The sequence below is a fragment of the Micromonospora rosaria genome (assembly GCF_001567585.1).
Classification (GTDB): Bacteria; Actinomycetota; Actinomycetes; order Mycobacteriales; family Micromonosporaceae; genus Micromonospora; species Micromonospora rosaria.
Genome location: NZ_LRQV01000052.1, coordinates 22,007 through 41,578, shown reverse-complemented (window position 1 = coordinate 41,578; position 19,572 = coordinate 22,007). Strand labels below are relative to the sequence as shown.

Annotated in this window: 17 protein-coding genes, 1 pseudogene and 1 riboswitch; of the genes and pseudogenes, 12 read left to right on the top strand and 6 right to left on the bottom strand. The window is 73.3% G+C overall.

The window, feature by feature from the left end; all coding sequences use genetic code 11:
* Both AWW66_RS34430 and AWW66_RS15850 read left to right on the top strand, forming a co-directional pair.
* A pseudogene (locus AWW66_RS34430) lies at positions 1-441 on the top strand (hypothetical protein); the annotation flags it as partial.
* A 297-nt stretch (positions 442-738) separates the two neighbouring features.
* Positions 739-882, top strand: a riboswitch (cyclic di-AMP (ydaO/yuaA leader).
* Positions 883-1,111: 229 nt separating this feature from the next.
* A complete protein-coding gene (locus tag AWW66_RS15850; protein ID WP_067366396.1) occupies positions 1,112-1,984 on the top strand; it encodes a C39 family peptidase in 873 nt (290 codons plus the stop codon).
* Positions 1,985-2,079: 95 nt separating this feature from the next.
* Here AWW66_RS15850 and AWW66_RS15845 read toward each other — a convergent pair whose 3' ends face one another.
* The 4 genes from AWW66_RS15845 to AWW66_RS15830 form a co-directional block, all read right to left on the bottom strand.
* Complete coding sequence (locus tag AWW66_RS15845) at positions 2,080-3,807, bottom strand: CDP-glycerol glycerophosphotransferase family protein (RefSeq protein ID WP_067366393.1); 1,728 nt, start codon at positions 3,805-3,807, stop codon at positions 2,080-2,082.
* Positions 3,808-3,879: 72 nt separating this feature from the next.
* Entirely contained in the window at positions 3,880-5,385 is a 1,506-nt protein-coding gene (locus AWW66_RS15840; RefSeq protein WP_067366390.1) for a bifunctional cytidylyltransferase/SDR family oxidoreductase, read from the bottom strand.
* Positions 5,386-5,525: 140 nt separating this feature from the next.
* The gene (locus tag AWW66_RS15835; RefSeq protein WP_067366387.1) at positions 5,526-6,344 is read right to left on the bottom strand and encodes an ABC transporter ATP-binding protein; all 819 of its coding nucleotides are present in this window, start codon (positions 6,342-6,344) and stop codon (positions 5,526-5,528) included.
* Positions 6,337-7,233: an ABC transporter permease gene (locus tag AWW66_RS15830; protein ID WP_067366384.1), complete on the bottom strand. Its 897-nt coding sequence runs from the start codon at positions 7,231-7,233 to the stop codon at positions 6,337-6,339. Before AWW66_RS15830 ends, AWW66_RS15835 begins: the two co-directional genes overlap by 8 nt.
* Before the next feature lie 256 nt (positions 7,234-7,489).
* Here AWW66_RS15830 and AWW66_RS15825 point away from each other — a divergent pair, with 256 nt between their 5' ends.
* On the top strand, positions 7,490-8,098 hold the full coding sequence (locus tag AWW66_RS15825; protein ID WP_067366414.1) for a TetR/AcrR family transcriptional regulator: 609 nt from the start codon (positions 7,490-7,492) through the stop codon (positions 8,096-8,098).
* Positions 8,099-8,210: 112 nt separating this feature from the next.
* Here the strand turns inward: AWW66_RS15825 and lhgO are convergent, their stop codons facing one another.
* Complete coding sequence (lhgO, locus tag AWW66_RS15820; protein ID WP_067366381.1) at positions 8,211-9,407, bottom strand: L-2-hydroxyglutarate oxidase; 1,197 nt, start codon at positions 9,405-9,407, stop codon at positions 8,211-8,213.
* A 168-nt stretch (positions 9,408-9,575) separates the two neighbouring features.
* Between lhgO and AWW66_RS15815 the strand changes: the two genes are divergently transcribed.
* The 9 genes from AWW66_RS15815 to AWW66_RS15775 all read left to right on the top strand — a co-directional run bounded on the left by AWW66_RS15815 (position 9,576) and on the right by AWW66_RS15775 (position 18,371).
* The gene (locus AWW66_RS15815; RefSeq protein WP_067366378.1) at positions 9,576-10,712 is read left to right on the top strand and encodes a DegT/DnrJ/EryC1/StrS family aminotransferase; all 1,137 of its coding nucleotides are present in this window, start codon (positions 9,576-9,578) and stop codon (positions 10,710-10,712) included.
* A 26-nt stretch (positions 10,713-10,738) separates the two neighbouring features.
* A complete protein-coding gene (locus tag AWW66_RS15810) occupies positions 10,739-11,671 on the top strand; it encodes an NAD-dependent epimerase/dehydratase family protein (RefSeq protein ID WP_067366375.1) in 933 nt (310 codons plus the stop codon).
* A 102-nt stretch (positions 11,672-11,773) separates the two neighbouring features.
* Entirely contained in the window at positions 11,774-12,964 is a 1,191-nt protein-coding gene (locus AWW66_RS15805) for a glycosyltransferase family 4 protein (protein ID WP_067366372.1), read from the top strand.
* Positions 12,961-13,581 (top strand): acyltransferase, encoded by a 621-nt coding sequence (locus tag AWW66_RS15800; RefSeq protein ID WP_067366369.1) that lies wholly within the window; start codon positions 12,961-12,963, stop codon positions 13,579-13,581. Before AWW66_RS15805 ends, AWW66_RS15800 begins: the two co-directional genes overlap by 4 nt.
* Positions 13,582-13,619: 38 nt before the next feature.
* The gene (locus tag AWW66_RS15795; protein ID WP_067366367.1) at positions 13,620-13,859 is read left to right on the top strand and encodes an acyl carrier protein; all 240 of its coding nucleotides are present in this window, start codon (positions 13,620-13,622) and stop codon (positions 13,857-13,859) included.
* On the top strand, positions 13,852-14,607 hold the full coding sequence (locus AWW66_RS15790; protein WP_067366363.1) for an SDR family NAD(P)-dependent oxidoreductase: 756 nt from the start codon (positions 13,852-13,854) through the stop codon (positions 14,605-14,607). The genes AWW66_RS15795 and AWW66_RS15790 overlap by 8 nt, the downstream gene beginning before the upstream one ends.
* Positions 14,604-16,025, top strand: coding sequence for an AMP-binding protein (locus AWW66_RS15785; protein ID WP_067366360.1), 1,422 nt, complete (start codon positions 14,604-14,606; stop codon positions 16,023-16,025). The genes AWW66_RS15790 and AWW66_RS15785 overlap by 4 nt, the downstream gene beginning before the upstream one ends.
* Positions 16,022-17,068 carry a LuxE/PaaK family acyltransferase gene (locus AWW66_RS15780; RefSeq protein ID WP_067366357.1) on the top strand — a complete coding sequence of 349 codons (1,047 nt, stop codon included), beginning with the start codon at positions 16,022-16,024 and terminating at the stop codon, positions 17,066-17,068. The genes AWW66_RS15785 and AWW66_RS15780 overlap by 4 nt, the downstream gene beginning before the upstream one ends.
* 67 nt (positions 17,069-17,135) lie before the next feature.
* Complete coding sequence (locus AWW66_RS15775) at positions 17,136-18,371, top strand: acyl-CoA reductase (RefSeq protein ID WP_067366354.1); 1,236 nt, start codon at positions 17,136-17,138, stop codon at positions 18,369-18,371.
* Between the two features lie 44 nt (positions 18,372-18,415).
* Here AWW66_RS15775 and AWW66_RS15770 read toward each other — a convergent pair whose 3' ends face one another.
* A complete protein-coding gene (locus tag AWW66_RS15770; RefSeq protein ID WP_067366351.1) occupies positions 18,416-19,480 on the bottom strand; it encodes a lysylphosphatidylglycerol synthase transmembrane domain-containing protein in 1,065 nt (354 codons plus the stop codon).
* Between the last annotated feature and the right edge of the window lie 92 nt (positions 19,481-19,572).

Below are 19,572 nucleotides of genomic sequence, written 5' to 3'. Positions count from 1 at the left end.
GCCCGGCGGTTCGCCGGGGCGGGGGCCCTGCCCGCCCTGCGACCGCCGTACACGCCGGCCGAGCGCGCCGCCCGGAAGCGCTACCTGCACCGGGCGGCCGTGCTGGCGCACTGGCGGGGCGACCTCACCGTGCAGCAACTCCGTGACGTCTTCGCCGGGCGGGGCGGCTGGGACCCCCGGCGGCACCCGGTCGAGCAGGAGGTGCTGCTGGCCCGCGCGGTCCGCGACGCCAAGCTGGCGCGGTACCGCCAGGCGGTCGTCCGGGAGCGGGCGGCGTGGCGGGACGCCGACCTGTCCGCCGAGGCGGCCCGGGTGCTCGCCGTAGAGGCGTACGCGGCGGCGCAGCGGCTCAGCCCGGCCGTCGCGCCGGCGGCGGCGACGTCGGCGCAGGCCCGGCGTACCGTGCTGGCGGCCCGGTTCCGCCCGGCCCGGGTCGGCTGACCCGGGCCGCGTCGGGACGACTTCGGTGACGCCGGTCACAGGCTGGCGGATTCGGGCAGCCGGCGCAGGCGGGGTGAGGAGGGCCGTCAATTCCCGTGGGATGCGCACCGGGTGTCCGGTTGTCGACCGGTGATTCCCTGACAACTGCTCGTCCCATTGAGTAGCGTCAGTGCACAACTGGGTCGGCAAGTCGTCCGGTGTTCGATGTTTGAGCAGGTGAGGGCGGGTTGGCGGCACCGGTGGGCGGCCAGTAGTGTCGCTGCGTCCGGTGCGGTTCACGATCGCAAGAGGCGACGCCGTGCCGACCCGCTCAATCGTCGACGACGAACCGGGGACCCAGTGCACGTGTGGGGTGAATCCGCGGGCCCACGGCTCGCGGTAGGGCGAATTCTTCCCGCCCGAATCCGTCAGCTAACCCGGTAGGCGGTATCGGAAGGAGAGCCACAGCCTGTGCGCCACGACCAATCCCCTGAGCTGAACCCCCACGGTGCCGCGGTGCCGTCGACCGTCGCGCTCGCGACGAGCTGATTCCGGCAACCGCCCCCGCCCGAGCAGATCGGGCGCCATCCCCCAGCGATCCCACCGTCCGCGGGCCCCGACCCGCGTCGTCGGCGTGCCCCTCGGCTCCGCCGCGCCGGTGCGGTCGCCACCGGCACCGTGGAGGAAACACGTGAAGCAGCACCTCAAGCGGCAGCTCCGACGGCTCGCCGCGGACCGTCCGTACCAGGTCGTCGCCGCCTCGGCCGCGACCCTCGTGGTGGCCTCGGGCGTCGGCGTCCTGGCCACCGCCGGTGACACCCCGGAGCCTGCGGGGGTCCGCCCGGCCGCCGTGGCCGAGCAGGCGCCGCACGTCGGTGAGCTGCCCGCCCGCGCCGAGCTGAGCGCCCCGCAGACCTCGGCGCCGTCGCTGACCACCCCGGCCCCGACGGCCACCTCGCCGGCGGCGACCCCGTCGCGGGCGGCCTCGCCGAGCGCCGCCGCCAGCAGCGCCGCGCCGGACCCGGACCTGACCCGCTCGGCGGCGCCGAAGGCGCCCGCGTCGAAGGTCCTCGACCACGAGTACCAGGCGCAGACCACCTACTACTACTGCGGGCCGGCGGCGGTCCGTAACGCGCTGACCGCCATGGGCATCGCCCGCAGCCAGGACGACCTGGCCGGGCGGCTCGGCACCACCCAGTTCGGCACCAACTCGGCCGCCGACACCACCCGGGTGCTCAACCAGCTCGTCAAGGGTGAGCCGTACCGAACCCGGATGATCTCCGGGGGTGCCGCCACCGCCGCCCAGACCGAGCGGCTGCGGGCCGACGTGGTCGCCGCCGTGGCCGACGACCGCAGCCCGGTGGTGAACGTCGCCGGCAGCACCACCGACCTCTCCGGCGGCTGGCACTCGTTCCCGGGTGGGCACTACGTCGCCGTGGTCGGCTACCGGGACAACGGCAAGTCCGTGAAGATCGCCGACTCGGCGAACCCGGCGACCGCCTCGTACTGGCTCAGCGTCGACGCGCTGGCCGACTGGATCGCCACCCGCGGGTACTCCGCCTGACCCACCCGCGACGCACCACGGGCGCCGGCCCCCGACTCGGGGACCGGCGCCCGTCGGCGTCGGTGGGGGCGCGCGTCAGGTGGTGGGCGCGCGCATCAGGTGGTGGGGGTCAGCGGCGCGTTGGCGTCCGGCAGCGGCACCACGGCCGAGCTGCGCGGCCCCGGCGGGGCCCAGCCCGGCTCCAGGTGCCGCCGGGCGGCGGCCAGGAAGACCTCGGCGTACGTCTCAGCGGGGAAGTCACCGAGGTAGCGGGCCCGGGTGGCCCACCGGGCCGACGCGGCCGGATCGGTCTCCAGCAGCCGGGTCAGCACCTCGTCGACGTTGGTCATGTCCCGCCGCAGCACGTAGCCCGAGCCGGCCAGCGGGAACCGCTCGACGAACCGGTCACCCTCGCCCACCATGTCCGTCACCGCGTACGGCTTGCCGGAGTAGAGGTAGTCGGAGATGACCCCGGAGACGTCGGAGACCAGCGCGTCGGAGCGGTTCACGCACTCGGTCAGGGTCAGCTCCCGGCTCGCCGCCGCGCCGTAGACGTGCTGCCGGCCGGTCCGGACCCGGTCGGCGGCGAGCAGTTCGGTCAGCCGGGCCAGGTGCCGGGCCGACGCCGGGTTCTGCGTGGTGTACGGGTGGGCGCGCAGGATCACCGTGGCACCCCGGGCCAGCAGGGCGCGCAGCAGGGTCTCGCCCACCGGCAGGGAGCAGTAGTTCGCGTCGGCGTGGTGGCCGGTCCAGGTGGGCGTGTACAGCACCGTCGGGTTCGGGTTCGGTGCCGCGCCGGCCGGCTCCCGCCGGACCTGGATCGCCTCCACCTGCGGTCGGCCGACCACCTCGAACTTCTCCGCCGGGATGTCGACCCCGGCGCGGGCGTACCGTTCGATCGCCGCCGGCCCGGCCACGAAGATCCGGTCGAAGATGCCGGAGACCGGGTTGGCGCTGGGCGCCTTGTCGCTGTCGCCGTGGTGGAGCTGGATGTGGGTGAGCTGGTTGAACCGGACGCAGTGGCTGTTCTTCGCGCCGTGGTTGACGTAGAAGGCCACCTTCAGGCTCGGCACCAGCGCCTCGTCCAGCGCCTTCAGGGTGGGGCAGAAGACCACCGGGGCGCGGGTGGCCGCCGCGACCGGGGCGAGGAACTCCGGCTCGCGCAGCACCACCAGGAACGGCCGGCCGATCCGCTCCAGGTACGGCAGCCACATGGTGACCTGGTACTCCGACCCGGGCGGGGCGGAGAAGTAGAGCAGGAACTCCGGCTGGTCCCGACGCAGCGCCCGGCCCACCGGCCCGCCCCCGGCACCGGGCCGGAACCGCCGCCGGGCCAGGTCCAGCCCGACCGCCCCGGCCCCGGCGCCCACCACGAGGGTGGCCAGCAGCGCCACCCAGGCCGGCAGGGCGGCCAGCGCGGCCAGCGCCACCACGGCGAGCAGGCCGAGCACCGCGTTGCCGAGCTGGGCGGCGACCAGCGGGGTCCACTGCCGCACCGGCAGGTTGGCGGCCCGGATCTCCAGCATCCCGGCCTCCCGCAGCGGGCCGGCGAGCAGGACCAGCCCGAGCAGCGCCAGCGCGGTGACCGCCAGCACCGGGTCGAACCCGGCGTCGAGCCGGCGGGCGTACCCGACCAGGACGGCGGCGGCGACCAGGGTGGTCTCGGTCAGCACGTCGGCCGCCGGCCGGACCCGCCGCTCCCACGCGGCGGCGGCGAGCGCCGCCACCGCGAGGGCCAGCCCCCACCAGGTCGCCCCGGTGAGGGCGACCACGGCGAAGGCGAGCAGGGCCAGACCGGTGGTCAGGCACCGGGCGATCAGTTTCCTGACCAGGTCACCACGCATGTCACTCCGCTTTTCGGTCTCGCTGGGTGCGCCGGGCCGGTCGACCGGCCGCCGGTGGTGCGGGTGGGCGGGTCAGCCGGCGCTGGCCACCGGGGCGGGCTTGTCCGCCTGGGCCGGCACCGCCGGGCTGGCCGACCCCTCGCCGGGAGCCCGGCGGACGTCGATCACCTGGCCGGTCAGGTCGGAGATCAGCACGTCCAGCGAGGCCTGCGCGACCGTCTCGGCGGCCAGCAGGGTGTGCTCCGGCTCCTCGCCGAAGGCCCGGGTCCGCATCGGGGTGGCGGTGCGCTCCGGGTTGACGCAGTTCACCCGGATGCCGAACTCGGCCCACTCGTCGGCGAGGGCCTGGGTCAGGTTGACCAGGGCCGCCTTGGTGGAGGAGTAGAGGGCGTACTGGGCCCGGCCCCGGGTGTAGGAGCTGGAGGTGTAGAGCAGGAGCTGGCCCTTGGTCTGCTGCAGGTACGGCAGGGACTGGCGGGCGATGGTGACCGGCCCGACGAAGTTGACCTGGAGGACCCGGTCCATGGTCTCCTCGTCCATCTCGGCGAGGGCGCCCTTCTCCAGGATGCCGGCGGTGACCACCACGTAGTCGATCCGCCCGGTGGCCTCGAAGGCCGTCCGCAGCGCCGCCTCGACGTCCCCGGCCCGCTCGACGTGGGTGCCGGTGGTGGAGCGGCTGACCGGGAAGACCTGGGCGCCGTAGCGGCGGGCCAGCTCGGTCAGCTCGTGGCCGATGCCGTAGCTGCCGCCGAAGACCACCACCGTCCGGCCGGCCAGCTCCTCGGTGTAGCCGCGCGGGTCGGCCAGCCGGGGCACCTGGGCGGCGGCGAGCTGGAAGAGCTTGTCCGCCAGGTGCACGTCCACCGGGTGGGTGACCTTGATGTTCTCGTCCGAGCCGTCGATCACCTTGATCGGGGTCCCGGGCAGGTACCGCAGGACCACGCCGCAGTCGTCGGTGGCGGCGAAGTTCGGGTCGCCCTCGGCCCGCCGGTACGCCTCCCGGATGGTGCCCGAGCGGAACGCCTGCGGCGTCTGGCCCCGGCGCAGCCGGGCCCGGACCGGGATGTCGGTGATGCACTCGTCGTCGTCGACCTGGATGATCGTGTCCGCCGAGGGGATCGCCACGTCGACGGCGGAGTACGTCCAGAGCGCGTTGACGCACTCGCGGACGATCCGGCCGCTGACCAGCGGGCGGACCGCGTCGTGGAAGAGGATGTTGACGTCGCCCTCGCCGACCGCGTCGAGCGCGACGCGGGTGGTGTCGTTGCGGGTCTCACCGCCCTCGATGACCTTGCTGACCTTGCGGAAGCCGGCCTTGTCGACGATCTGCTGGGCCTGCGGCACGTGCCCGGCGGCCATCAGCACGATGATCTCGTCGATCTCCGGGGCGGCCTCGAAGACCGCGAGGGTGTGCTCGATGATCGGCTTACCGGCGATCTTCAGGAGCTGCTTCGGGATGCCCAGGCCGAGCCGGGTTCCGGTGCCGCCGGCCAGCACCACCGCCACCGTCCGCGTGGGTCGCCACGGGGCTGCCGCCTCGCCGGTGGCGTCCGGGCCAGCGGTGTGGTCCTGCGTCATTGCCGATCCTCACTTCCGGGGGGTTGACTCTGGGTGACACCGGGGGTACGCCCCGATGAACAGTAACGCGGCCACCGCGCCGCCCGGTGGGGCGACGCGGTGGGACGGCACCGGGTGGTTGCCGCACGGACGACGGAACTCTACTTGGAGTTCACGTATGTCTCATAGGCCCGGATCACCTCGGCGGTCGGGCCGTCCATCCGCAGGGTGCCGGATTCCAGCCAGATCGTTCGTTCGCAGGTGTCCCGCACCGAGGAGAGCTGGTGGCTGACCAGGAACACCGTGCCGGCGTTCTCCCGCAGCTCCCGGACCCGCTGCTCGCTGCGCTTGCGGAAGCCCTTGTCGCCGGTGGCCAGCGCCTCGTCGATCAGCAGTACGTCGTGCTTCTTCGCGGCGGCGATCGAGAAGCGCAGCCGGGCGGACATGCCCGAGGAGTAGGTCCGCATCGGCAGCGAGGCGAAGTCGCCGCGCTGGTTGATCCCGGAGAACTCGATGATCTCCGGGGTGAGCCGCTCGACCTCGGTCGGGGACATCCCCATCGCCAGGCAGCCGAGCGCGACGTTGCGCTCGCCGGAGAGGTCGTTGAGCAGCGCGGCGTTCACCCCGAGCAGCGAGGGCTGCCCCTGGGTGTAGACCGCGCCCCGGTTCACCGGCAGCAGCCCGGCGATCGCCCGCAGCAGGGTCGACTTGCCGGAGCCGTTGCTGCCGATCAGGCCGATCGCCTCGCCCCGGTACGCGGTGAAGCTGACCCCCTTGACCGCGTGTACCTCGCGGATCTGCGGCGCCGAGGTGCGCGACACGATCCGCTTCAGCGCGGCCACCGGGCTGGCGGTGGCCCCGGCGCCCTTGTGCACCCGGTAGATGACGTGCGCGTCGTCGGCCACCACCGTCGGGATGCGGTCCTGCACCCGGGGGAGGGTGACGGTGACGTCGTTGGAGTTCTCGAGCTGATCAACCACGGCCGTACTCCTGTTCGCCGCGCCAGAAGTAGAGGAAGCCCCCGATGCCCATGCCGACCGCCCAGGCCGCCGCGACCAGCCAGAGCTGGGTCGGCGAGGAGTTGAGCAGGGGTGCCGACTCCAGCAGGGAGACCCGGGCCAACTCGATGTAGACCAGGGCCGGGTTCAGCTCGACCAGTCGGGCCGCCCAGCCGGGCAGGCTCTGCTCGAAGAGGGTGACGCTGTACAGCACGCCGGAGCCGTACATCCAGGCGCGCAGGACGAACGGCATGATCTGCTTGAGGTCGTTGACCTTGGCGCCCATCCGGGCCACCGCCATGGTCAGCCCGGCGTTGAACAGCGCCTGGAACAGCACGGTCGGCACCAGCAGCAGCCACTCCCAGGTGATCGGCTCGCCGGTCACCAGCACGATGCCGACCAGCACCACCATCGCGCCCATGAGCTGCTGGAGCTGGGTGGTCACGACGGCCAGCGGCAGGCAGGCCCGGGGGAAGTGCAGGGCCCGGATCAGGCCCAGGTTGTTGGTGATCGACTGGGTGCCGTTCTGCACCGCCGTCTGGGTGAAGTTGAAGATGAACAGCCCGGTGGTCAGGTACGCGATGAAGTTCGGCACCCGGTTCTGTTCGAGCACGATGCCGAAGATCAGGTAGTAGACCGCCGCGTTGGTCAGCGGGGTGAGCACCTGCCAGAGCTGGCCCAGCTTGGCGTTGCTGAACGAGGCGACGAGCTTCGCGTTGGCGTACGCGGCGATGAAGTGCCGGTAGGACCAGAGCCGGCGGGTGTACTCGGCCAGCGGAGGCCGCTCGCCGGCGACCCGCAGCCCGTGCCGGGCGGCCAGTTGCGCCTGGGTGAGGCCGGAATCGGGGTCGGCCAGCGCGGTGTTGGCCATTGGTGGGGCGCTCCGATCTCTTGTGCCGACGGGGTGCGCGTGGCGACGGGACCACGCGTGGCAGGGACCACGTGTGGCCGGTGCGTGGAGCGCCGCCTCGTCGCTGCGTGGACGGTAGTCCAAATTACGTCGGGACGCAACCGTACCGTCGTTGCGCTACATTGGGGCACGTGACGTGCGAGAAGAGGACAGCGTGACCGCGCCGGACGAGGTGCAGGTGGCGACCGGGAAGCGGCGGACGCCGGCCGGCGCGGCGGTGCTCCGCGACGACATCACCTCCGCCATCCGGCGGGCGCTGATGCAGGAGTTGGCCGCCGCCGGGTACGGCCGGTTGTCGATCGAGGCGGTGGCCCGCCGCGCCGGGGTGAGCAAGACGGCGATCTACCGGCGGTGGAGTTCCAAGCTGGAACTGGTGCTGGAGGTCGTCTCCGCCACGGCCGGGCGCAAGCTGCCGACGCTGGACACCGGCAGCCTCCGGGGCGACCTCGAACTGCTCTTCGGCGTCGTGGTGCACGCGCTGGGCCACCCGCTGGCCGCCCAGATCATCCCGGACCTGCTCGCCGAGGCGGCCCGCAACCCGCAGATCGACGAGACCCTCCAGCAGGTGCTGCGGGCGCAGCAGCAGGAGATCGGCGGGCGGCTGGTCGACCGGGCGATCCGGCGCGGTGAACTGCCCCCGGAGACCGACCCGGACCTGGCGGTGGACCTGGTCGCCGGCCCGCTCTACTGGCGGCTGGCCATCGCCCGCACCCCGCTGACCGAGGAGTACCTGGGCAGCCTGGTCGACGCGGTGGTGACCGCCCTGGGCGCGTCGGCCACGGTGCCCCGCCAGCACAGGCCCGCCCCGCCGGCCGCGCCGGCTTGAAACGGCATGCCGGCCGCGTCGGCCTGACCCGCCCCGCCGGCCGCGTCGGCCTGAACCGGCATGCCGACCGCGTCGGCCTGACCGGGCACCCTCCCGCCGTACGGCCACCGGACTACCGGACCGGTGCCAGCGGCAGCCGGGACACGATGTGCCGGGCGATCTCCAGCGAGCTGGTCGCCGCCGGTGAGGGCGCGTTGAGCACGTGCACCTGCCGGGGCGCCTCGACGATCAGGAAGTCGTCGACCAGCGTGCCGTCCGGCCGGATGGCCTGGGCGCGGACCCCCGCGCCCGCCGGCACGATGTCCGCGGCGGTCAGCTCCGGGACCAGCCGGGCCAGGCTGGCCGCGAACCGTCGGCGTGACAGCGACCGGGTCACCTCGGTCAGGCCGTACCGGTAGTGCCGGCGGCCCAACGCCCACAACCCCCGGTAGGACAGCGCGTCCCAGACGTCACGCGGGCTGAACCGCCCCCACGAGTACCCCTCGCGCGCGGTGGCCAGCACCGCGTTCGGCCCGGCGTGCACGCTGCCGTCGACCATCCGGGTCAGGTGCACCCCGAGGAACGGGAACTGCGGGTCGGGTACCGGATAGATCAGCCCCCGGACCAGGTCCCGCCGCTGCGGGGTCAGCTCGTGGTACTCGCCCCGGAACGGCACGATCCGCACCGGCGTGGGCACCCCGGCCAGCCGGGAGATCCGGTCGGCGTGCAGGCCGGCGCAGTTGACCAGCACGTCCGCGACCACCTCGCCGGTGGTGGTGGTGACCACCACCCCCTCCGGGCGGTCGGTCACCCCGGTCACCTCGGCCCCGGTACGCAGCTCCGCGCCGCCGTCGGCGAGCAGGCCGGCGAGGGTCCGGCAGACCGCGCCGAAGTCGACGATCCCGGTCGAGGCGACGTGCAGCGCGGCGACGGCGGCCACGTGCGGCTCGTACTCGGCGGCCTCGGCCGCGTCGACCAGCCGCACCGGCAGCCCGTTGGCCAGCGCCCGCTGGTGCAGGTCGTGCAGGCGGGGCAGCTCGGCCCGGTCGGTGGCCACGATCAACTTCCCGCAGACCTGGTACGGCAGGTCGTGTCGGGCGCAGAACTCGACCATCGAGGCGCTGCCGGCCCGGCACAGGGTGGCCTTCAGGCTGCCCGGCTTGTAGTAGACCCCGGCGTGGATGACCCCGGAGTTGTGCCCGGTCTGGTGGGCCGCCCAGCCGGACTCCTTCTCCAGCACGGTCACCCGGTCACCGGGGCGGTCGGTCAGCAGCCGGTGCGCCACGGCGAGACCGACGATGCCGCCACCGACGACCACGAACCTCGTCATTCCCTCTCCCCTCGGGCACGTCGGTACCGGCCCGGCCGGTACCGCCGGACGCCGGTGCCCGCCCGGCACCGCGCAGCGATGGTAACGAAGCCCATCGGCTTGCCCGATCCGCGCCCGTTGCGTGGGGTTGGCCTAGACTGCTGCGGGTCCAGTCACACCGGGAGTCACATGTCTGAGGTCATCGCGCTCGGCCAGCCCACCGTCGGTGAGGCCGAGCTCGCCGCCATCGCCGAGGTCTTCGCCTCCGGCTGGCTGGCCGGCGCCGGGCCGACCTGCCGCCGGTTCGAGGAGCGCTTCGCCGCCGCCGCCGGCACCCGGCACGCCCTCGCCACCACCAACTGCGGGTCCGCCCTGCACCTGGCGCTGCTCACGCTCGGCGCCGGGCCGGGTGACGAGGTGGTGGTCGCCGACTACACCTTCCCGGCCACCGGCCACTCGGTGCTCTGGACCGGCGCGAAGCCGGTCTTCGCCGACGTCCGGCCGGACACCTGGACGGTCGACCCGGCCGCGGTCGAGGCGGCGATCACCCCCCGTACCGTGGGGATCATCGCGGTCGACGCCTTCGGGCAGCCGGCCGACTACGACGAGTTGCGGGCCATCGCCGACCGGCACCAGCTCTTCCTGGTCGAGGACGCGGCCTGCGCGGCCGGCGCCACGTACCGGGGCCGTCCCGCCGGGAGCCTGGCCGACGTGGCCACCTTCAGCTTCCACGGCCGCAAGGGCATCACCGCCGGGGAGGGTGGGGCCTTCGTCACCGACCGGGACGACCTCGCCGCGCACGCCCGCAAGCTGCACACCTACGGGGTGGAGGGCGCGCTGACCCGGGCCGAGCTGTCCCACCTGCCGATCCCGAGCTTCACCGAGCTGGGCTACAACTACCGGCTCTCCGACGTCGCCGCCGCGATCATGCTGGCCCAGCTCGACCGGCTGCCGGAGCTGCTGGCCGCCAAGCGGCGCACCGCGGCCCGCTACGGTGAGCTGCTCAAGGACCACCCGCTGATCACCACGCCGTACCAGGCGCCGGACCGCGAACACCCGTGGCAGTCGTACGTGGTCACCCTCGACCCGACGGTGGACCGGGGCGCGGTGGCGCTGGCCCTGCGCGAGCGCGGCGTACAGTGCACCTTCGGCACGTACGCCTCGCACGTCCAGCCGCTGTACGACCAGCGCGAGCCCTGCCCGGTCTCGGCTGACCTCTTCGCCCGGCACCTTGCCGTCCCGATGCACGCCAACCTCACCGACGCCCAGGTGGAGACCGTTGCGACCACTCTGGTCGACGTCGTCGACGCCACGGCAGCCAGGTGATGAACGTAGGAAGGACACCGTTCGACATGTCCAAGCAGACCGTCTTCATCACCGGCGGGGCCGGCTTCATCGGGCTGCACGTGGTGCCGCTGCTGCTGGAGAAGGGCTACCGGGTCCGCATCTTCGACAACATGTTCCGGGGTGACCGGGACAAGGTCGCCGAGCTGGTCGCCACCGGCGACGTCGAGCTGATCGACCAGGACGTCCGGTACGGCGGGGCGGTGCACGCGGCCATGAAGGGCTGCGAGTACGTGATCCACCTCGCCGCCGTCTCGATCAACAAGAGCCAGGCCGACCCGTACGAGTCGATCGACATCAACGTGGTGGGCAACCACAACGTCTTCGCCGCCGCCGCCGACCACGGGGTCAAGCGGGTGGTCTACGCCTCCTCCGCCTCGGTCTACGGCGACCCGCAGAAGCTGCCGATGCACGAGGACGACCGGCTGGACCCGCTCACCCCGTACTGCATCGCCAAGCGGGCCGGGGAGGACCTGCTCGGCTTCTACCAGCGCAGCAAGGGCCTGAACTGGATCGCGCTGCGGTTCTTCAACGTGTACGGCCCCGGTCAGAAGCCGACCGCCTACTACACCTCGGTGATCAACCACTTCGTCAAGCGGCTCAAGACCGGCCAGCCGCCGATCATCGACGGCAAGGGCGAGCAGTCGATGGACTTCATCCACGTGCACGACATCGCCCGCTCCGTGGTCGCCGCGCTGGAGGCCGAGCAGGGCAACCTGCCGGTCAACATCGGCACCGGCCTCGACACCTCCGTCGCCACCCTCGCCGAGATCCTGATCAAGGCGGTCGGGGTGGACGTCGAGCCGCAGTTCAACCCCCGTGAGGTGCTGGTCAGCCGGCGGGCCGCCGACATCACCCGGGCCCGCGAGGTGCTCGGCTGGGAGCCGACCATCGCCGTCGAGGACGGCATGACCGACCTCATCAAGACCGAGGTCGTCTAGTCACCCGTCGTTCACCTGCGGGACCATTGAGGCTCGTACGCTGCCCCGGCGATGCGATCCCCGACTCTCACCCTCGTTCTCCTCCCGGACTGGAGCAATTCCGTGCGGATCGCAGTCGTGAACAACTTCTTTCCCCCGCGGCCAGGAGGTAGTTCCCACCTCGCCGCCGCCCTCGCTGCCGGCTACGTGGCGGCCGGGCACGAGGTCCTCGTGGTGACCGCCGCCTACCGGGGTCTTCCCGCCGAGGAGGAACGGGACGGTTACCGGGTGGTGCGCCTTCCCGCGCTGCCCATGCCCCAGCTCGGGCTGGCGATCGACTTCGACCTGGCCTTCGCCCTGGCCCGGCCGGGGAACCTGCGTCGGGTCTTCCGGCTGCTCGACGAGTTCCAGCCGGAGGTGATCCACCAGCACGGTCAGTTCTTCGACCTGAGCTGGATCTCCGGCTGGTACGCCCGGCGGCGGAAGGTCCCGGTGCTGCTGTCGATCCACACCCGACTGGAGAGCCCGGACCCCAAGTACGCCCTGCTGTTCCGGGGGCTGGACCGGTTTCTGGTCCGGCCGATCATCCGCCGCTTCCACCCGCGCTACGTGATCATGGACGAGTTGGCCGCCACCTACTGCACGCAGCGGTACCGGGCCACCGAGGCGGACTTCGAGTACATCCCGGTCGCGGTGGACCCGGACCGTTTCGAGGAGCAGCCCACCCTCGACGTGCGCGCCCGGCACGGGCTCGGCGACCAGCCCCTGATCGTCTCCCTGGGGCACGTCATTCCGCTGCGGGACCGGCTGGCCCTGGTCGAGGCGCTGCCGGCGGTGCTGGAGCGGCATCCCACCGCCAAGGTCATGATTGTCGGGCAGGTGTACTACGACGCCTTCGCCCGGCGGGCCGCCGAACTGGGGGTCCAGGAGGCGATCATCGCCACCGGGCCGGTGCCCTCCAGCGAGGTGCCGGCCTACTTCGCCGCCGCAGACATCGTGGCCCACGACCTCCAGGGCGGGGGCTTCGGCACGGCCAGCCTGGAGGCCATGGCGGCGGGCCGGGCGACCATCGGTACCGTGACCGAGACGAATTTCCCGGCGGTCCGGCTGCACAACTGGGAGAACTTCGTCCTGGCCCGCCCCAACGACCCGGCCGACCTGGCCACCGCGATCGTCCGTCTCCTCGACGACCCGCAGGAACGGCAGTGGATCGCCAAGCAGCAGCAGGACCTGGTCTACTCCCACTTCACCATGGATGTGGTGACCCGGCAGCACCTGACGGCCTTCGAGCGGATGGTGGGGGTGCCGGCGTGAGTCTCTTCCTCGACGACGACCGCAGCAACCGGCTGCGCCCGGCCATCCTCGACGACTTCGTCGGGAGTCTGCTCAACGACGTAGAGCGGGCCCGGCACCTCGGCCTGCCGGAGACCACCCGGATCCGGGAACGCGCGAAGATCATCAGCCCGGAGCAGCTCACCATTGGCGAGCACTGCTGGATCGGGGAGAACACCCTGCTGGACGCCAGCGGTGGGCTGGAGATCGGGGAGCACACCAGCATCGGCCTCAACTGCCTGGTCTTCACCCACTCCAGTTGGCTGGCGAACATGATGCTGGAGAACCACTCGGGCAGTGACCTGATCGAACGCAAACCGGTGAGGATCGGGCGGGGCTGCTTCATCGGGGGCAACAGCGTGATCATGATGGGGGTCACCATCGGTGACCACGCCACGGTGAGCCCGCTCTCGGTGGTGACCAAGGACGTGCCCGCATACAGTTTGGTGTCCGGGAACCCCGCCCGCGTCTTTCAGCGCTACGACCAGGACCACATCCGCACCGAGGCAGAGCGGGTCCGGGCGGCCAACCGGGCCCGCCGGGAGCGTACGCAGCCCGCACCACCGGATTCACGTACCGACCGTCCTGACGGACAGTGACGGTCACTCGCCACACGGACCAACGGAGAATCGCGACCATGACCCTCACCGACCGCCTGCGCGCCGTCTTCGTCGACGCCCTCGAACTGCCGGAGGGCGTCGACGTGGAGAACCTCAAGTACCGCGACATCGAGCAGTGGGACTCGCTCGGGCACATGACGCTGGTCGCCGCGATCGAGGACGAGTTCGGCGTGCAGCTCGACACCGACCAGGTCATCGACCTGAGCAGCTTCAAGGTCGCCCAGGACATGCTGCGGGGCCTCGGCGTCGATGAGTGAGCTGGCGGGCCGGGTGGCCCTGGTGACCGGGGGCACCCGGGGGATCGGCCTGGCCACCGCGCGGGCGCTGGCCGGGGCGGGCGCCACGGTCGTGCTCACCGGCCGGGACGCCGCCCGCGCCGAGGCGGTGGCCAAGGAGATCGGGGGGCACGGCCTCGGCCTGGACGTCGGGGACTTCGACGCTGTGGGCGCGGTGGTCCGGCGGGTCGTCGCCGACCACGGCGGGCTCGACGTGCTCGTCGCCAACGCCGGAATCATGGAGAACGCGCTGCTCGGCATGGTCCGGGCCGACGCCGTCCGGCGCACCCTGGACGTCAACGTCGCCGGTACCGTCGCGGCCGTCCAGGCCGCCGCCCGCGCGATGGCCCGCCGCCGCACGGACGCCGACGGCGTCCCCCGCCAGGGCGGTGCCATCGTGCTGCTGGCCTCGGTGGTCGGCACCCACGGCGCGGCCGGGCAGGCGGTGTACGCCGCGTCGAAGGCGGCCGTCGCCGCGCTGGCCCGCTCGGCCGCCCGGGAGCTGGGCCCCCGGGGCATCCGGGTCAACGCGGTGGCCCCCGGCGTCGTCCGGACCGACCTGACCGCGGTCCTGCCCGCCGACGTGCTCGACGCCCAGGCCGCCGCCGCGCCGCTGCGCCGCCTCGGTGAGCCCGAGGAGGTGGCCGACGTGATCCGCTTCCTGGCCGGCGACGGGGCCCGGTACGTCACCGGGCAGGTGCTCGGGGTCGACGGCGGGCTGGTGCCATGAGGCTGGTCCACCCGGCCGCCCGGCTGCTCGACGCCGCCAGCGGCGTGACCCTGGGCGGCCCGGACCTGGCCGCCCGGCTGGCCCGGGTGGGCGAGGCGTACGCGGCCCTGCCACCCGGCGTCCTCTTCGCCCGCAGCGGACTCGGCGTCGAGGCGGTGCTGCGGTACGTGGGCGCGGTCGAGGCCGGCCGTCCCGTCGCCCTGCTCGACCCGGCGCTCGACCCGGCGGTGCTGGCCGACTTCGTCCACCGCTTCGAGCCCGCCGCCGTGCTGGGGCTGGCCGAGGGGGGCGCGGGCGCCGACCCGGGTGCGCTGCCGAAGGGGTACCGCGAGGTCACCGACGCCGTGCTCGGCCCGGTCTGGGTCCGGGAGCACGCTCCCGCCGCGCGACCGCACCCCGACCTGGCGGTGCTGCTGGCCACCTCAGGGTCGACCGGGGACCCGAAGTTCGTCCGGCTCTCCCGGGACGCGGTGCTGGCCAACGCCACCGCCATCGGTACCGCGCTGGCCCTCGACCCGACCGAGGTCGCCCCGACCAACCTGCCGCTGTACTACAGCTTCGGCATGTCGGTGGTGAACAGCCACCTCGCCGCCGGGGCGACGGTGCTGGTGGTCGACGGTGGGGTGCTGGCCCGGGAGTTCTGGCAGGCGACGGCCGAGCACGGGGCGACCTCGCTGGCCGGGGTGCCGCACCACTACGAGATGCTGCACCGGATCCGGTGGACCCCGGCCCGGTACCCGACCCTGCGGACCCTCACCCAGGCCGGTGGCCGGCTGCGCGACGAGCTGATCCTCGCCTTCCACGAGAAGATCAGCGCGGTCGGCGGGCGGTTCCACGTGATGTGGGGGTGCACCGAGGCGGGGCCCCGGATGAGCACCCTGCCGGCGGAGGCGCTGCCCGAGCGGGTCGGCTCGGTCGGGCCGGCGCTGGCCGGCGGCGCGTTCACCGTGCTCGACCCCGACGGGGTGGAGACGAGCGCCCCGGAGGTGGTCGGTGAGCTGGTCTACCGGGGCCCGAACGTGATGATGGGGTACGCCGAGCGCGCCGCCGACCTGGCCCGGGGCGACGACCAGGGCGGGGTGCTGCGCACCGGCGACCTGGGTCGGCTCGACGCCGACGGGTACGTCTGGCTGCGCGGGCGGCTCAGTCGGTTCGGCAAGGTCTTCGGGGTCCGGGTCAACCTGCACGACATCGAGGAGATGGTGCGCGACCACGGGCCGGTGGTCGCGGTCTCCGGCCCGGACCGGGTGGTGATCTTCGCCGAGGGCGTCGACGCCGCCACGGCGGGACAGATCGCCGGGCGGCTGGCCGAGCGGCTCCGGACCCACCGCACCGGGTTCGACGTCCGACCCGTGGAGCGGCTGCCGCAGCTCTCCAACGGCAAGATCGACTACCGTGCCCTGGAGGCTCAGGTATGACCCTGTTTACCCTCGGCCAGGCCGACCGGGAGGCCCGGCTCCTGCCGGAGCTGGTCGAGCTGACCGAGCACCACCGGGCCGCCAGCCCGGAGTACGCCCGCCTGCTGGCCGCGCTGGGCCACCCGCCCGGCCGCCGGTACGCGCGGGTGGCCGACCTGCCCTGGCTGCCGGTCCGGCTCTTCAAGCACCACGTGCTCAAGAGCATCCCCGACGACGAGGTGTTCACCGTGCTCACCTCCTCCGGCACCACCGGGGAGGTCAGCCGGATCTATCTGGACAAGGCGGCGGCCTCGGTCCAGCAGCGGATGCTCAGCGCCACGATGCAGACCGTGATCGGAGGGCGGCGGCTGCCGATGCTGCTGGTCGACACCCGGGCGCTGTTCACCAAGCGGCGCTCGTTCTCGGCGCGGGGCGCGGGCGTGCTCGGCATGATGAACTTCGGCCGGGACCACACCTTCGTCCTCGACGAGCAGGACCGGCCCGACCCGGAGGCGGTCCGCTCCTTCCTCGCCCGGCACGGCGACCAGCCGTTCCTGATCTTCGGGTTCACCTTCATGACCTGGCTCTACCTCTACGAGCTGGCCCGGGAGCACCGGCTCGACCTGAGCAACGGCATCCTGATCCACAGTGGTGGCTGGAAGAAGCTGGCCGACCGGGCGGTGGACAACGACGAGTTCCGCCGCCGCTTCGCCCAGGAGACCGGGCTGCGCCACATCCACAACTTCTACGGCATGGTGGAGCAGATCGGCCTGACCTTCCTGGAGGGGCCGGACGGCGGAGGGCTGTACTGCCCCGACTTCTCCGACGTCATCGTCCGGGACCCGGCCACCTGGCGGGAGGTGCCGGTCGGCACCCCCGGCGTGGTCCAGGTGATCAGCACCCTGCCCCGGTCGTATCCGGGCCACCTGCTGCTCACCGAGGACCGGGGGGTGGTGCACGGCGTCGACGACGGGGCCTGGCCGGGCAAGCGGTTCTCGATCCTGGGCCGGCTGCCCCGCGCCGAGGCGCGCGGGTGCAGCGACACCTTCGCGGCGGCGGCATGAGCCGGCGGCCAGCACAGGGCGGTACCGGCATGAGCCGGCGGCGCGGACAGCGGAGGGTGGTACCGGCATGAGCACGGTGGTCGAACGGTTCCCGGCCGGCGGCCCGGTCACCGTCGAGGACCTGCTCGCCGCGCTGCGGTCGGCCCCGACCGACGGGCCGCTCACCGTGGGCGACGAGCGGGTGGTCGAGTTCCTGGTGGCGTTCGCCCGCCGGCTGCTGCGCCCGGCGGTGGCCCGCCGGCACCCGGAACTGGCCTCGCTCGGCTTCTTCCTGCGCCGGGGCGAACTCGCCCGGGTCCGGGACCGGGTCGCGGAGACCCCCGGCGAGCTGCGCTTCCCCCGCGGGCTGGTGTTCCACGTGCCGCCGGCCAACGTCGACACCATCTTCGTCTACTCGTGGGCGCTCGCCGCGCTCGCCGGCAACAGCAACGTGGTGCGGATCTCCTCCCGGTCGGCCGGAGCGGCGGACGCCGTGCTGGACGCGCTGAACGAGACCCTCGCCGACGCCCACCCGGCGCTGCGGGAGACCCAGCGCATGGTCACCTACGGCCGGGACGACGCGGTGACCGCCGCCCTCTCCGTCGCCGCCGACCTGCGGGTGATCTGGGGCGGGGACGGCTCGGTCACCGACCTGCGCCGGCACCCGCTGGCCCCGCACGCCCGGGACGTCACCTTCCCCGACCGGTCGTCGTTCACGGTGATCGGGGTCGCCGGGTGGCTGGCCGCGAGCGAGGCGGAGCGGGACGCCGCCGCGCTCGGGCTCTACAACGACGCGTACTGGTTCGACCAGGCCGCCTGCTCCTCGCCCCGGGCGGTGTACTGGATCGGCCCGGCCGCCGACGCCGCCACCGCCCAGGCCGACCTGCGGGCCCGGCTGCGCGCGGTGCTCGACGGCAAGCGGCCGGAGGTTGACGCCGCGATGGCGGTGCAGAAGCGGGTCGCCACGTACGGGCTGGCCGTCGAGGGGACGGCGACCGGGATCCGGTTCGACGGCAACGACCTGGCCACCGTGGAGCTGACCGGCCCGGGGGACATCCCCCGCCGGTGGCTCGGCGTCGGCACCTTCCCGCAGGCCCGGGTCGACGCCCTGGCCGACCTCGCCCCGGTGGTGGTCCGCCGGGACCAGACGGTCACCCACTTCGGCCTCGACGCCGCCGAGTTGACCGCGTTCGCCCGGACCGTGGCGGGGCGGGGGATCGACCGGCTGGTGCCGATCGGCACCGCGCTCGACTTCGCCGCCACCTGGGACGGGTACGACCTGATGCGGGAGTTCACCCGGATCACCACGGTCGGCGTCCGCTGACCGGGACAGGGCTTGGTCGGCCCGGGTGACCGGGGCAGGGCTGGTCAGCCCGTGGGGCCGGTGGCGTGGGGGACGACGTCCGGGCCGTCGCCCCGCAGCTGGCGTACCCCGGAGAGCGCGGCGAGCCCGGCGGCGAGTACGTCCGCGATGGTGAAGATCAGCCGGGAGGCCAGCGCGATGCCCATCGCGGCGCCGACGCCGCCGCTGCCGACCAGGAACGGGGCGAGCGCCGCGACCAGCACCGCCTCGCGGACCCCGAGCCCGGAGGGGGAGACGAAGGCGAACATGCCCACCGTCATCGCGATCGCGAACGCCCCCACGCAGCGGACCAGCCCGTCCAGGCCGGGGGTGGCCTGGGCGTTGGCCAGCAGCCACAGGTGCACCCCGAACAGGCCGTACCCGAGGGCGCTCCAGCCGACCACGCGCAGCACGCCGGGCCAGGTGAGCCGGTGCTCCAGCGGCGGCCGGCGCAGTACCCGCAGGACGAGCTGGACCAGCGCGGTGAGCACCCGGGGGACGGCGCAGAGCACCGCGACCGGGAAGAGGATCGCCATGATCCACAGCGCCACCCGGACCGACTCGGCGTAGTCCGAGCCCGAGCCGACCGCCTCCCGCAGCGACGGCAGACCCGCCACGCCGAGGCCGAGCGCCGTGGTCACGCCGAGCCCGACGGCGATGAGCGAGGCGAGGAAGGCCCGGGGACGGGGCAGTCCGGCCCGGCGGCCCAACTCGATCTGCAACACGTAGGCCCAGACGCTGCCGGGGATGTACTTGCCGAGCTGACCGACGAGGCAGATCCGCAGGGCCGCGCCGACGGTGACCCGGTGCGCCAGGTCGGCGACGGCGGCCCGCCAGGCCATGGTGTTGGCCACCATGCCGAGCAGCGCGGCGAGCACCGAGAGCCCGACGGACTGCCAGGCCAGGCCGAGCCAGGTCGCCCGCACCTGCGGCCACTGGTCGACCACGCTCCAGGTCATCCCGGCCACGATGGCGACGATCACCACCACCCGGACGGCCAGGCCCAGCCGCTGCCGCGTGCCGCCGGTGGTCGTGGCCGGGGGTGCCGCCGTGGTCTCCCCGACCTCGCTGCGGGCTGCGGTTCGTACCACTGACTACCTGCCTACGTGTCGGATTCCGCCCGGTACCTGGGGGATGGGGGTGGTGGAGCAGGGCACCACCCTAGCCCAGTCCCCGGTGGGCC

What these genes read in the sequence shown, in the direction of transcription:
- AWW66_RS15775 (WP_067366354.1), top strand. Translation starts at nt 17,136, where the DNA reads ATGAGCACGGTGGTCGAACGGTTCCCGGCCGGCGGCCCGGTCACCGTC.
- lhgO (WP_067366381.1), bottom strand. Translation starts at nt 9,407, where the DNA reads ATGACGAGGTTCGTGGTCGTCGGTGGCGGCATCGTCGGTCTCGCCGTG.
- AWW66_RS15785 (WP_067366360.1), top strand. Translation starts at nt 14,604, where the DNA reads ATGAGGCTGGTCCACCCGGCCGCCCGGCTGCTCGACGCCGCCAGCGGC.
- AWW66_RS15790 (WP_067366363.1), top strand. Translation starts at nt 13,852, where the DNA reads ATGAGTGAGCTGGCGGGCCGGGTGGCCCTGGTGACCGGGGGCACCCGG.
- AWW66_RS15840 (WP_067366390.1), bottom strand. Translation starts at nt 5,385, where the DNA reads ATGACGCAGGACCACACCGCTGGCCCGGACGCCACCGGCGAGGCGGCA.
- AWW66_RS15815 (WP_067366378.1), top strand. Translation starts at nt 9,576, where the DNA reads ATGTCTGAGGTCATCGCGCTCGGCCAGCCCACCGTCGGTGAGGCCGAG.
- AWW66_RS15780 (WP_067366357.1), top strand. Translation starts at nt 16,022, where the DNA reads ATGACCCTGTTTACCCTCGGCCAGGCCGACCGGGAGGCCCGGCTCCTG.
- AWW66_RS15795 (WP_067366367.1), top strand. Translation starts at nt 13,620, where the DNA reads ATGACCCTCACCGACCGCCTGCGCGCCGTCTTCGTCGACGCCCTCGAA.
- AWW66_RS15845 (WP_067366393.1), bottom strand. Translation starts at nt 3,807, where the DNA reads ATGCGTGGTGACCTGGTCAGGAAACTGATCGCCCGGTGCCTGACCACC.
- AWW66_RS15810 (WP_067366375.1), top strand. Translation starts at nt 10,739, where the DNA reads ATGTCCAAGCAGACCGTCTTCATCACCGGCGGGGCCGGCTTCATCGGG.
- AWW66_RS15830 (WP_067366384.1), bottom strand. Translation starts at nt 7,233, where the DNA reads ATGGCCAACACCGCGCTGGCCGACCCCGATTCCGGCCTCACCCAGGCG.